Genomic DNA, 11,905 nt, shown 5'->3' with positions numbered 1-11,905 from the left:
CCGCACGATGCGGTGAGCACTGCGCTATCGGCGCAATTCCGCCGGGAGCCGCACGGGCCGCCCGCTCGCCGTCGCAAGCGCCGCAAGCTCCACCCGCGCGGTGAAAAGAACCGTTTCGCCGCGCGCCACGGCCTGCGCCAGCGTCAGCCGCGCCCGGCCGCTCTCGGCTAGTTCGGTCGTCACCTCCAGCCGGTCGTCCAGTCGCGCGGGCGCGCGGAAATCCGCCTCGATCCGCCGCACGGCGAACACGACGCCGGCTTCGCGCAGGGCGTTCTGGTCGACGCCAAGCCCACGCACCCAGTCCGACCGCGCCCGCTCGATGAATTTCAGGTAATTCGCGTGGTACACGATCCCGCCCATGTCGGTGTCTTCGTAGTAGACGGTGACGGGGAAGCGGTGGGTCATGTGTTGTCCTGCTTGATCAACCCTGAGAATCCGGCGACCGCCAACAGCGACAGTGCCCAGCCCAGCGCGATATGGATCCACAGATAGATCCGCGCCAGCTTGCCGATGCTCCCAGCGGTCTCGTCCGGCAGCCAGAAGCCCTGCATTTCCAGCGACACGATAGGCAGAAGCGTGTCCACCGAATAGATGAAGGAATTGAACCGTGGATAGGACGCGCCCTGTTTGGACGTTTCGAAACACTCTACGCCGTCGGGTTTCTCCCCCGCGTCGGCCACGCAGCCCGTCCATTCGGCGCTGCGCAGGGCAACGACCGCGTTGGGCTTGATCTGCGCCTGCGATCCGGCCCAGCCGAAGACGCACCAGCCCAACAGGACAAGGCCCGCCAGCCACCAGAACGCGCGCAGAGGCTTGCGCCCATAGGCGGTCGTCGCGCGCAGCACCCGGTTGGCCAGACCCAACAGCATCGCGTCCTCGTAAAGATGAACGGCCCGCAACTGGTCGTACCGCGCCCAGCGCTGCCGGTGATCCTTGGCGATCAGCACCTCCCGCGCCGCCTTGGCGTGCCCGCTCTCGCGCAGCACCCTGGCGCAGTGCTCCCATGGCTGGGGCCTGAAATCCGCGTGCCGATGGGGGGGGATACTGCCGGTCCAGCCACGCGATCCGCGTTTTCGCGTCCGTCGATGCGTTGCCGCCGAAGGCGCCGTAGGTGAAGCGGTCGATAAGTGTCTCGTGCTCTGGCCAAGCCTCGGGACCGTCGAGGAGCGATCCGGCTTTCGCACTTCTCAGATCAACTCCGCGCCAAACGCCCGGTGCCGTGTCGAGCCAGAGGACAGACCCCACTTCCATCCCTTGACCAATCAGGTCCGCCGCGCTGACCTCCGGGCGTATCATCTGTGAAAAATATGCATCCTCACTGATATCCGCCCCGGGAAGCCGGATCGCACCCGCCACCGTCGCATTCCGAAAATCCGCGTCCCCAGCCACGTGCGCACCGTCCGCGCTCAGCCCGTAGCCAGTCTCCCCCGCCGTCAACTTTGCAGTGTTACAGACCAGCCCACCACCCAGCGTAGCCCGGTGAAGCCGGATCTCGCCCGCCACCGTCGCATCCCGAAAATCCGCGTTGCCGGTCACGCGCAGCCTGTCCGCGCTCAGCGCATCGCCAGTCGTGCCGGCCGTCAGCTTTGCATCATGGCAAACCAGCCCCCTGCCAAGCGTTGCACCGAGCAGGCTGATCTCCCCCGACACGGTCGCCGACCGGAAGAACGCATTACCGCCCGCCTCCATCCCGTCTGCGGAGAACGCCTCGCCAATGCCGTCCGATCCGGGGTCTTTTGCGCCTTCCAGCGTTGCATCGCAGCAATCCAGATCCCCGCCGAGGCGCGCGCCGGAAAACCGGAGCGTGCCAGCGGACCGGACATGCCGCAGGAACAGGCCGCCTTCGGCCCGAAGCTGGTCGCCCACCAGCCCAAGCAGGGTCGAGCCGCTCAGGAACACGCTGCGCAGCTTGGCCGAGCGCAGGACCGGCGGCGCGTCGAACAGGCAGTCGACCAGCGCGAAATCGCGGGTGACGGTTTCGGTTTCCAGGTCCAGCGCGCCCTCGATCCGCAACCCGGCCAGTTGAAGGCCCTTGGCGGGCACGGGCCTTGGCAGATCGTCGCAACCGCCAAGGATCAGGTAGCGCAGAAACTCCGCCGACACGGACGGCGGTGTGCGATCGTCGCGGGCGGGCGTGTATTTGCCTTCGCCGGAGTCCCATTGCCCCGCGGCCTTGCCGAAGGTGATCTCCTCGCCCAGCCCGATCTCTTCCACCAGCCGCTTCTGCACGGCGTCGAGCGGTTCGAAATCGGCGAGGCGCGTCCTCACTGCGCCTGCCCGACCCGTGCGGCGAGGCGCAGGGCGTGGCTGGGGTCGTCGGCGCAGGCGGGCATCACCGGATCGTAAGCCGCGCGGATCAGGGCGCCGATCTCGGGGCGCAGGACCGTCGCGCCGCCGGGCGTGACGGCCAGGGGCGAGCGGTCGGTGAAGGCGGTGTCGGACCACAGCAGCATCGACTGCACCACCTGGCTCAGCGCCAGGGTATCGGCGGGCACCGCCGACAGGTGGTCATCCATCCGCAGGAAGACGAAGCACGCCCGGATCGCCCCGCTCTCGTCGAAGCGGAAAATCCGGTACTGGTTGGCGTCCGCCGTCTCGAGCCGCTCGACCAGGGGCACGAGGTCGGGGATCAGCCGGTCCAGGTCGGGGACGTGGCGCAGCTCGTCCCAGTCGCGGAAGAAGAAGACCATGAAATTGACGCCCAGCTCGGGGTCGGTCTCGGCCATGGTGTGTCCGGCCATCTGGCACACGGCCTCGAGCGCGCCCTTCACCACCCCCAGCGTCGCGTCCTCGACGCCGAAGACGACGGGCGCGATGGGGCGGCCCCAGCGGGCGAAGGCGTAGCTGCCATCCGACCGGGTGAAGAGTTCGGTGATCTCGTCGGGTGTCATGCCGCCTCGCTATCCGATGGGCGGGCGGCAGGGCAAGGTTGCAATCGGGTCGCGTGCGGCGGCTAGAGCACGCTTGGCAGCCAGAGCGCGATCTGCGGGAAGGCGATCAGCAGCGCAGACATCAGCAGCATGACCACCACGAAGGGCACCGCCCCCAGCATGACGTCGGTCATGCTGCCACTGCGGCGCGCGCCCTGCACGACGTAGAGATTCAGCCCCACGGGCGGCGTGATCAGGGCCATCTCGATCAGCACGATCATCAGGATGCCGAACCAGATCGGGTCGAACCCCTGCGCGACGACCAGCGGCACGATGATCGGGATCGTCACCACCATCAGCGACAGGGTTTCGATGAAGAAGCCCAGCACGATGTAGATCAGCACGACCACCAGGATGGTGCCCAGCGGGCCCAGTCCCAGCCCCTCGAGAAACCCGCGCAGCTGCGCGCCCAGCCCGGCCGAGGACAGGGTGAAGTTCAGGAAGGACGCGCCGATCACCACCAGCATGATCATCGACGTGATCTTGACCGTGCCGGTCAGGCTGTCGCGCATCATACGCAAGTTCACCCCGCCCATGGCCAGCGCGATGGCGAAGGCGCCCGCCACGCCCACCGACGCGGCCTCGGTCGGGGTGGCCCAGCCCTTGTAGATCGTGCCGATGATGACCGCGAACAGCAGCAGGATCGGCACCAGGTCCAGCAGCGCGCGGATCATCTTGCCCAAAGGAAAGCTGCGCGTCTCGCCGCCCAGGTCGGGACGGACCATGCAGATCAGCACCGTCACCAGGATGAAGGCCAGCGCCAGCGCGATGCCGGGGATGAGCCCGGCCAGGAACAGCTGCGGGATCGAGGTCTGCGTCAGGAAGCCGTAGACGATCAGGTTGATCGAGGGCGGGATCATGATGCCCAGCGTGCCGCCCGCCGCGATCGCGCCCGAGAACAGCTTGGGGTCATAGCCCAGCCGCTCGGCCTGGGGCATGGCGACGGTCGCGACGGTGGCCGAGGTGGCGACCGACGACCCGGAAGTCGCCGAGAACATGGTCGCGGTTGCGATGTTGGCGTGGATCAGCCCGCCCGGCAGCCACGAGATCCACTTGTCGAGCGCGGCATAGGTCCGCTCGGCGATGCCCGAGCGCACGAGGATCTCGCCCAAAAGCACGAAGAAGGGGATCGCGATCAGCGTGGCCGAGTTCGAGGACGACCAGACCAGGTTGCCCAGCCCCCGCAGCAACGGGAAGGGCGTGAAGAACTGGTCGATCCCGATCCCCAGGATGAACAGGACGATCCCCACCGGGATCGACAGGGTCAGAAGGCCCAGCAGGCCGATGGAGACATAGGCGATCATTGCAGCGTCTCCGTCTCGGCGAAAGCGCCGATGGCGGCCTCGGATTTGTCGAACTCGCCGCGCAAGACCAGGATCGCCGCGGCGAACAGCGTCGCCCACGACACCAACGCGAACCAGACCCAGCCCAGCAGCCAAGGCGTCTGGACCCAGGCCAGGGGCGTTTCCAGCGGCGTGTTGGCGGTCGAGCCGTTGCGCAGCGAATTGGCCAGCACAGGCCAGCACTGCCACGCGATCAGCGTGACGACCGCGGCGAGGATCAGCATCGAGAACAGGTCCATCGCCGCGCGGCCCCGGCTCGGCAGGCGCGTGCGCAACAGGTCGATGCGGACATGCCCCAGTTCCAGCAGCGTGAAGGCCATCCCCCAGGACGTGGCGATGGCCATCACGTAGCCCGAGATCTCGTCCGTCCCGCCGAAGGACGTGCCCACCTGGCGCAGCACGATGTCGAGCAGGACGAACGCGGCGCAGCCCAGAAGCCCGATGCCGACCAGGATCGCGACGCCGGTGTTCAACCGGCGCAGGAAGGCGAGAAATCGTTCGGCGGTCATCGGGCTCTCCGGGTTGCGCGGCTGCGGTTACTGGGCGATCTGCACGCCGACGACCTCGCCGACGCTGGCGTTCCAGCGCTGGGCCCAGTCGTCGCCGGCCCGCTCGGACCATTCCGGCAGCACTTCGCTGATCAGGATCTCCTCGGCGTTCGCGATGTCGGTCTCGCTGGCCTCGACCAGGGTCATGTCGCGCGCGTCGCCATAGGGGCATTCGCCGTTGCCGGTCAGGCAGGCGATGTCATTCACCAGCGCGTCCTGCGCGCTTTCCCAGGCGGGATCCTCGAACTCGGTCTTGATCTGGGTCTGGATCAGCTCCTGCGTCTCGGCGTCGAGACTGTTCCACTTGTCCATGTTCATCGCGGTGACGACCGAGTCCCAGCCGCCCAGGGGGATCGGCATCAGGTGGGTCGAGACCTCCCACCAGCCGGCGGAATAGCCCGAGCCGGCACCGGTCACGGCGCAGTCGACGACGCCCTTCTGAAGCGCGCCCGGCACCTCGGAAAAGGCCACGTTGATGCCCTCGGCGCCAAGCGCCTCGAGGAACTTCGCGGTCATGCGGCCCGACGCTCGGACCTTCAGCCCTTCGAGATCTTCCAGGCTTCCGATCTCGGCGTTGCAGAACACGACCTGCGGCGGATAGGGCGCGATGGCGAGGACCTTGGAGTTGAAGCGGTCGGCATAGATATCGTCGACCATCGGGCGGGCGGCCTCGACCATTTCGCGCGCGGTGCTGGCATCGGTGGCGACCAGCGGCACGTCCAGCCCTTCCAGTTCGGGCGCGTCGGCCACGGCGTAATCGGCCACGGTCATGGCCACGTCGTAGACGCCCTGCCCCAGCAGGCGATAGACGTCGCCCACGCCAAGCCCCATCTGGTCGTGGGTGGTCAGCGCCACCTCGATTTCGCCACCCGACGCCTCGGGCAGGGTCTCGGACCAGAACGGCGCCTCGTATTGCTGGTGAAGCGGCAGGCTCGACCAGCTGCCGACGACGTTCAGGTTCTCGGCAAGGGCCGGCGCCGCGAGCGCGGTGGTGGCGGCGAGGGTAAGTGCAAGTTTCATGGATTGCTCCCTGTTTGGCTTTCGGTGGTCTTGATTGCGGGGGTGCCGTTGCCCAGCACCGGAACCTCGGCGTCTTCGGCCACGTCGGTGATCAGCATGTGACCGGGCTTGTGGGTGATGCACAGGTCCAGCCCGGCGCGTTCCAGCGCGACCTGGGGCGTCACCCCGCAGGCCCAGAAGACCGGCACCTGTCCCTTCGGAACCGGCGCGGGGTCGCCCCAATCGGGACGCGACACATCCTTTATGCCGATCTCCTCGGGCGGGCCGTGATGGACGGGTTTGCCGTGGGCCAGCGGAAAGCGGGCGGCGATGTCGCGGGCCCGGTCGACCTGGCCGGCGTCGATGGCGCGCATCGACACGACCATGCGGCCGCCGAACGGCCCGGCGGGCACCGTCTCGATCCCCGAGCGGTACATCGGAACCGTCGTGTCGTTGTCGATGTGCCAAAGCGGGATGCCCGCGTCGATCAGCGCCGTTTCGAAGGTGAAGGAACAGCCCAGCGCGAAGGCCACGAAATCGTCTTCCCACAGGTCCACGATATCGGTGGCCGTCCCGGCCAGCTTGCCGTCGCGATAGATGTTGTAGGCGGGAACGTCGGTGCGAATGTCGATATCGCCCAGCGTCGTCATCATCGGGTTGCCGGTATCGCTGACACCCACCAGCGGGCAGGGCTTGGGATTGCGCTGGCAGTAGCGCATGAAGTCCAGTGCCGCGGATTCGCGCATGATCGCCAGGTTGGCCTGGAGATAGCCGGCGCCAAGGCCGGCCGTGTGCTTGGCATAGCGACCGGCGCGGATTTCGGCCCGCACATCCGCCAGCGTGGCCCGCCTGAGATCCTGATAGGTGTTGAGCATTGGACCCTCCACTCTCGGGATCGAGTGTTGCGAGGATCGGATATCAAATCAAATCGAATGAATTTGGCCCAGCCTATCGAGGAATTTTATACCCCCTCAGGCGACCTCCAGGGCCAATCGCGCCACCATGGCGGCCAGCGGGTCGGGCGGCTCGGCCACCCAGGACGCGGTGAATTGCAGCGGCGCGGGATGCCAGCCCGGGTCGAACTCGACGATGTTGCCGGACGCGACATAGGGCGCGCCCATCGCGCGGGGCAGCGCCGCGACGCCCAGTCCCGCCTCGACCAGCCTGAAACAGGCCGAAAGCGAGGACGAGGTGAAGATCCGCACCCCGGGGCCGACGAGGTCGATCAGCGTTGCGCGCAGTTCGCGGAAGGGGCGCGTCTGGCGGAGGTACGTGATGACGGGGCGGGTCAGGTGGGATGCCGGGTCGCCGTTCGGCGGCACCGCGTCCGCCGCCACGTACCACGCCAGGTCGAAGGCCGGCAGCGCGATATTGTCGACGCTGGGCTCGGAGATGGGGCCGAGCAGGAATGCCAGGTCGATCTCGCGCTCCAAGAGCGACCGGCGAAGGTCGGGCGAGATGTCGACGGTGATCTCGACCATCAGCGCGGGATAGTCGCGATGCAGACGCGACACCAGATCGGGCAGCCAGGTCTGGGTCACGGTCTCGGAGGCGCCGATCCTGAGGTAGCCCTCATGCGTGCGCGGATCGACGATGTCGCGCTCGACCAGCGACGCCAGGTGTTCGAACCGCTCGGCGTGACGAAACAGGATCTCGCCATCGCGGGTGGGGCGCAGCCCGGTGGGCGTGCGCTGGAACAGCGCCTTGCCCAGCGTCCGCTCCAGCCCCTTGATCCGAGCGGTGACGGCGGGCTGCGACAGGTTCAGAAGCTTGGCCGCACGGTTCACCCCGCCGTGGTTGACCACGAAGAGAAAGGTCCGAAGCTGGTCGAGGTTGAGGTTTTTCATGCGCCGCCCGCGTCAGGTTTGCACGGCCGGACGCACCAAGCCAAGACCCGCGCGTCCCGGGCGCGACCAGACGCTAGTCGCCGTCGCCGTCGCGAACCCGCTCCGCCAGTGAAGCCACCTCGGGGCCGAGGTCCTCGACGATCAGGCTCACCCCGTCGGCGTTCGGGTGAATGCCATCCGGCTGCATGTAATCCGCCATGGCTTGGCGCCGGTCCGGCAGGTCGGCCAGCGCGCCCAGGAAATCGTCGGCGTAGAGCGTGCCATAGCGCTCGGACAGCGCAGGATACATCCCGTCGAATGCCGCCTTGTAGTCGGGGCCGTAGTTGCCGGGCGCCGACATGCCGACCAGCAGGACCTCGACCCCCGCCTCTTCGGCCCGCGCCAGGATGCCGTCCAGGTTCGCGCGGCTGGTGGCAGGGTCGATGCCGCGCAGCATGTCGTTTCCGCCCAGCGCGACGATCATGGCGTCGACCTCGTCGCCCAGGGTCCAGTCCACCCGCGACAGCCCGCCCGCGGTCGTGTCACCCGACACGCCCGCGTTGATGAGCCGCGCCTCCACGCCCCGTTCCGCCAGCCACGCCTCGAGCTGCGGGACAAAGCCTTGGTCCGGCGACAGGCCATAGCCCTGCGTCAGTGAATCGCCCAGCGCGGCGATCACCACCGGATCACCCTCCTGCGCCGCCGCGGGCACGGCCAGAGCGAGGCAAAGCGCCGCCTTGGAAAGCGCGCCCCGCACCCCATATGCCGCCCTACGCAACAAGGACACCGCCATGCCAGACCCGGTTCTCAGACTGACCGACACCGCGCTCAGCCTCGACGGCAACGCGGGGCGGGTCGACATCCTGCATGGCATCACGCTGGAGGTCGCGGCCGGGGAAACGGTCGGGCTGGTGGGGCCTTCGGGGTCGGGCAAATCGTCTCTCCTCATGGTGATGGGCGGGCTCGAACGGGCCACGGGCGGCAGCGTCACCGCGCTGGGCCGCGACCTGACCGCCATGGGCGAGGACGCGTTGGCGCGGTTCCGCAGGGACCATATGGGGGTGGTGTTCCAATCCTTCCACCTGATCCCGACCATGACCGCGCTGGAAAACGTGGCGACCCCGCTGGAACTGGCGGGCGCGTCGGACGCCTTCGACCGCGCCGCGGCCGAGCTGGACCGCGTGGGCCTGTCGCACCGGCTGGATCACTATCCTTCGCAGATGTCGGGCGGCGAGCAGCAGCGCGTGGCGCTGGCCCGCGCCGCCGCGCCGCGCCCCGCCATCCTGCTGGCCGACGAGCCCACCGGCAACCTGGACGGCCCTACGGGACAGGCCATCGTCGACCTGCTGTTCGGCCTGAACGCCGAACGGGGCGCAACGCTGGTGCTGGTGACCCACGACCCCGCGCTGGCCGCGAAATGCGACCGCACCATCCGGCTGCGCGACGGACGGCTGGAAGGGCCCGCCCGCGAGGCGGCGGAATGATGGGCGGCACCGTTTCGGGGGGCGCCGCCCCCGTCCGCTGCGCGGACTCCCCCGGAGGTATTTTCGGAAAGATGAAGCCGGGGGCGCCGCGATGAGCGTTGCCTGGACGATCGCACGGCGCGAGTTGCGCGGCGGGCTGAAGGGTTTCCGGGTGTTCCTGGCCTGTCTGGCGCTGGGCATCGCCGCCATCGCGGCGGTGGGGTCGGTGCGCGAGGCGATTTCCGACGGGCTGAGCCGCGAGGGCGCGCGCATCCTGGGGGGCGACGCCTCGGTCGAGTTCACCTACCGCTTCGCCGAGGACGCCGAGCGCGCCGCGCTGGAAGATCTCGGCCGGGTGTCCGAAATCGTCGAATTCCGCTCCATGGCGGTGGTCGGCCAGGGCGACGACACGCGCCGCGGCCTGACCGAGATCAAGGGCGTGGACGACGCCTATCCGCTCTACGGCTCGGTGGTGCTGGACCCCGCCATGCCGCTGGACGAGGCGCTGGCCCCGGGCGAGGTGCCGGGCGCGGCCATGGACCGGGTGCTGATCGACCGGCTGGGCCTGTCGGTGGGCGATGAATTCCGTCTCGGCACCAAGACGTTCCGGCTGAGCGCCGCCATCGAGACCGAGCCCGACAGCGCCGGCGGCGGCTTCGGACTGGGTCCGCGCACGCTGCTGCGGACCGAGGCGCTGGACGGCGCCGGGCTGCTGACCGAGGGCAGCCTGTTCGAGACCGAGTATCGGCTGGCCCTGCCGCCCGAGACCGACCTGGATCGCGCCGAGGCCCGGCTGGATGCGGCGCTGCCCGAGGCCGGCTATCGCTGGCGCGACCGGCGCAACGGCGCGCCCGGGGTGCAGCGCTTCGTCGACCGGCTGTCGTCTTTCCTGGTGCTGGTCGGGCTTGCGGGCCTCGCGGTGGGCGGCGTCGGCGTCGCGTCGGCGGTGCGCGCGCACATGGTCGAGAAGACCGCCACCATCGCGACGCTGAAGACGCTCGGGGCGAGTGGCGGGACGATCTTCGCCATCTACGCGCTGCAGATCGCGGTGCTGACAGGCCTGGGCCTGCTGATCGGGCTGGTGCTGGGCGCGGGCCTGCCGCTGCTGTTCGCCCCGGTGATCGCCGATCGGCTGCCGGTGCCCGCCAATATCGGCATCTACTGGCGCCCCTTGGCCGAGGCCGCCCTCTACGGCACGCTGGCTGCCGCGCTGTTCACCCTGTGGCCGCTGGCCAAGGCGCAGGGCATTCGCGCGGCCAGCCTGTTCCGCGCCACGGGCGGCATGCCCGCCGGTCTGCCGCGGCCCGCCTTCATCGCCGCCAGCGCCGTGCTGCTGGCGCTGCTGGTGGGCGCGGCCGCGGCCCTGTCGGGGTTGCCGCAGCTGAGCCTCTATGCCGCCGCCGGGCTGGCCGCCGCCTTCGCCGCGCTGGTGGGGGTCGCCGCGCTGGCCCGGCTGCTGGGCCGGTCCTTGTCCCGCAAGCGCGCCGTCAGGGGGCACCCTGCCCTGCGGCTGGCCCTGGGCGCCGTGGGGGGGCCGGGGGGCGAGGCGACGGCCGTGGTCCTGTCGCTGGGGCTCGGGCTGACGGTGCTGGCGGCCGTGGGCCAGATCGACACCAACCTGCGCGGCGCCATCGCGCGCGATCTGCCCGACGTGGCGCCCAGCTATTTCATGGTCGACATCCAGCCCGCGCAGATCGACGGGTTCCGCGAGAGACTTGATACCGATCCCGGCGTCGAGAAGGTCCGCACGGCGCCGATGCTGCGGGGCATCATCACCGAGATCAACGGGCAGGACGCGACCGAGGTGGCAGGCGAGCACTGGGTGCTGCGCGGCGACCGGGGCGTGACCTATTCCGACCGCCCGCCCGAGGACACCGTCATCACCGCGGGCGAATGGTGGCCCCCGGACTACCAGGGCGAGAACCAGATCAGCTTTGCCGCCGAGGAGGCCGAGGAGCTGGGCCTGTCGCTGGGCGACCGGCTGACCCTGAACATCCTGGGCCGCGATATCGAGGGCGAGATCACGTCGTTCCGCGAGGTGGATTTCTCGACGGCCGGGATCGGCTTCGTGCTGGCGATGAACCCCGGCGCGTTGCGGGGCGCCCCGCATACCTTCATCTCGACCATCTACGCCGAGCCCGACGCCGAGGCCGCGATCCTGCGCGACCTGGCCGACGCCTACCCGAACATCACCGCGATTCGGGTGCGCGACGCCATCGACCGGGTGACCGACATCCTGGCCGGGATCGCGGCGGCCGTCACCTATGGCGCGGGGGCGACGCTGGTGACCGGCGGGGTGGTCCTGCTGGGCGCGGCGGCGGCGGGCACGCGCGCGCGGGTCTACGAGGCGTCGGTGCTGAAGACACTGGGCGCGGGCCGCCCGCTGATCCTGCGCAGCTTCGCGTTGCGGTGGGCCATGCTGGGCCTCGCGGCGGGAATCGTGGCCGTGGCGGCCGGCGGCGTGGCCGGCTGGGCCGTCAGCCGCTTCGTGATGGAGACCGATTTCGTGTTCTCCACGGGCTCGGCCCTGCTGATCGTCGGCGGGGGTGTTCTGGGCACCCTGCTGGCCGGTCTGAGCTTTGCCTGGCCACCGCTTTCGGCCCGTCCGGCGCAGGTCTTGCGCGGGCAGGAATGACCCGCGGGACCCCGGCAAAATGCGGGGAGAAGCGTGTTGACACCCCGTCCGGGCGGGACTAAACGCAGCCGCGGTATGGCGTGATAGCTCAGCTGGTTAGAGCACAGCACTCATAATGCTGGGGTCGGCGGTTCAAGTCCGCCTCACGCTACCATCCACCC

The 11,905-nt window shown here is 69.1% G+C and carries 12 protein-coding genes and 1 tRNA gene; 4 read left to right on the top strand and 9 right to left on the bottom strand.

Features of this window, described 5'->3' with window-relative positions:
* Positions 1-24: 24 nt before the first annotated feature.
* Complete coding sequence (gene ybgC, locus BUB76_RS06460; RefSeq protein ID WP_073127931.1) at positions 25-405, bottom strand: tol-pal system-associated acyl-CoA thioesterase; 381 nt, start codon at positions 403-405, stop codon at positions 25-27.
* The gene (locus BUB76_RS06455; protein ID WP_073127930.1) at positions 402-986 is read right to left on the bottom strand and encodes a hypothetical protein; all 585 of its coding nucleotides are present in this window, start codon (positions 984-986) and stop codon (positions 402-404) included. Before BUB76_RS06455 ends, ybgC begins: the two co-directional genes overlap by 4 nt.
* Before the next feature lie 493 nt (positions 987-1,479).
* On the opposite strand from BUB76_RS06455, the gene BUB76_RS17600 reads away from it, so the two are divergent.
* Positions 1,480-2,346, top strand: coding sequence for a hypothetical protein (locus BUB76_RS17600; RefSeq protein ID WP_139250797.1), 867 nt, complete (start codon positions 1,480-1,482; stop codon positions 2,344-2,346).
* Here the strand turns inward: BUB76_RS17600 and BUB76_RS06450 are convergent.
* From BUB76_RS06450 to BUB76_RS06420, 7 genes are all read right to left on the bottom strand, one after another.
* Positions 2,265-2,891: a hypothetical protein gene (locus BUB76_RS06450; protein WP_073127929.1), complete on the bottom strand. Its 627-nt coding sequence runs from the start codon at positions 2,889-2,891 to the stop codon at positions 2,265-2,267. The genes BUB76_RS17600 and BUB76_RS06450 overlap by 82 nt on opposite strands.
* Before the next feature lie 62 nt (positions 2,892-2,953).
* Positions 2,954-4,234 carry a TRAP transporter large permease gene (locus tag BUB76_RS06445; RefSeq protein WP_073127928.1) on the bottom strand — a complete coding sequence of 427 codons (1,281 nt, stop codon included), beginning with the start codon at positions 4,232-4,234 and terminating at the stop codon, positions 2,954-2,956.
* Positions 4,231-4,782 (bottom strand): TRAP transporter small permease subunit, encoded by a 552-nt coding sequence (locus tag BUB76_RS06440; RefSeq protein WP_073127927.1) that lies wholly within the window; start codon positions 4,780-4,782, stop codon positions 4,231-4,233. The genes BUB76_RS06445 and BUB76_RS06440 overlap by 4 nt, the downstream gene beginning before the upstream one ends.
* A gap of 27 nt (positions 4,783-4,809) precedes the next feature.
* Complete coding sequence (locus BUB76_RS06435) at positions 4,810-5,841, bottom strand: TRAP transporter substrate-binding protein (protein WP_073127926.1); 1,032 nt, start codon at positions 5,839-5,841, stop codon at positions 4,810-4,812.
* Positions 5,838-6,695 (bottom strand): putative hydro-lyase, encoded by an 858-nt coding sequence (locus BUB76_RS06430; RefSeq protein ID WP_073127925.1) that lies wholly within the window; start codon positions 6,693-6,695, stop codon positions 5,838-5,840. Before BUB76_RS06430 ends, BUB76_RS06435 begins: the two co-directional genes overlap by 4 nt.
* Before the next feature lie 96 nt (positions 6,696-6,791).
* The gene (locus BUB76_RS06425) at positions 6,792-7,667 is read right to left on the bottom strand and encodes a LysR family transcriptional regulator (protein ID WP_073127924.1); all 876 of its coding nucleotides are present in this window, start codon (positions 7,665-7,667) and stop codon (positions 6,792-6,794) included.
* A gap of 73 nt (positions 7,668-7,740) precedes the next feature.
* Positions 7,741-8,439, bottom strand: a complete 699-nt coding sequence (locus tag BUB76_RS06420) for an arylesterase (RefSeq protein WP_073127923.1) — start codon at positions 8,437-8,439, stop codon at positions 7,741-7,743.
* On the opposite strand from BUB76_RS06420, the gene BUB76_RS06415 reads away from it, so the two are divergent.
* From BUB76_RS06415 to BUB76_RS06405, 3 genes are all read left to right on the top strand, one after another.
* Complete coding sequence (locus tag BUB76_RS06415) at positions 8,438-9,130, top strand: ABC transporter ATP-binding protein (protein ID WP_073127922.1); 693 nt, start codon at positions 8,438-8,440, stop codon at positions 9,128-9,130. The two genes, BUB76_RS06420 and BUB76_RS06415, sit on opposite strands and share 2 nt — an antisense overlap.
* Positions 9,131-9,221: 91 nt before the next feature.
* The gene (locus BUB76_RS06410; protein ID WP_073127921.1) at positions 9,222-11,744 is read left to right on the top strand and encodes an ABC transporter permease; all 2,523 of its coding nucleotides are present in this window, start codon (positions 9,222-9,224) and stop codon (positions 11,742-11,744) included.
* A 77-nt stretch (positions 11,745-11,821) separates the two neighbouring features.
* Positions 11,822-11,898, top strand: a tRNA-Met gene (locus BUB76_RS06405).
* Positions 11,899-11,905 lie beyond the last annotated feature (7 nt).

This window comes from Palleronia salina, from assembly GCF_900141995.1.
Taxonomy (GTDB): domain Bacteria; phylum Pseudomonadota; class Alphaproteobacteria; order Rhodobacterales; family Rhodobacteraceae; genus Palleronia; species Palleronia salina.
This window is presented reverse-complemented; position numbering and strand designations above follow the sequence as displayed.

What these genes read in the sequence shown, in the direction of transcription:
- ybgC (WP_073127931.1), bottom strand. Translation starts at nt 405, where the DNA reads ATGACCCACCGCTTCCCCGTCACCGTCTACTACGAAGACACCGACATG.
- BUB76_RS06450 (WP_073127929.1), bottom strand. Translation starts at nt 2,891, where the DNA reads ATGACACCCGACGAGATCACCGAACTCTTCACCCGGTCGGATGGCAGC.
- BUB76_RS06445 (WP_073127928.1), bottom strand. Translation starts at nt 4,234, where the DNA reads ATGATCGCCTATGTCTCCATCGGCCTGCTGGGCCTTCTGACCCTGTCG.
- BUB76_RS06440 (WP_073127927.1), bottom strand. Translation starts at nt 4,782, where the DNA reads ATGACCGCCGAACGATTTCTCGCCTTCCTGCGCCGGTTGAACACCGGC.
- BUB76_RS06435 (WP_073127926.1), bottom strand. Translation starts at nt 5,841, where the DNA reads ATGAAACTTGCACTTACCCTCGCCGCCACCACCGCGCTCGCGGCGCCG.
- BUB76_RS06430 (WP_073127925.1), bottom strand. Translation starts at nt 6,695, where the DNA reads ATGCTCAACACCTATCAGGATCTCAGGCGGGCCACGCTGGCGGATGTG.
- BUB76_RS06425 (WP_073127924.1), bottom strand. Translation starts at nt 7,667, where the DNA reads ATGAAAAACCTCAACCTCGACCAGCTTCGGACCTTTCTCTTCGTGGTC.
- BUB76_RS06415 (WP_073127922.1), top strand. Translation starts at nt 8,438, where the DNA reads ATGCCAGACCCGGTTCTCAGACTGACCGACACCGCGCTCAGCCTCGAC.
- BUB76_RS06420 (WP_073127923.1), bottom strand. Translation starts at nt 8,439, where the DNA reads ATGGCGGTGTCCTTGTTGCGTAGGGCGGCATATGGGGTGCGGGGCGCG.
- BUB76_RS06410 (WP_073127921.1), top strand. Translation starts at nt 9,222, where the DNA reads ATGAGCGTTGCCTGGACGATCGCACGGCGCGAGTTGCGCGGCGGGCTG.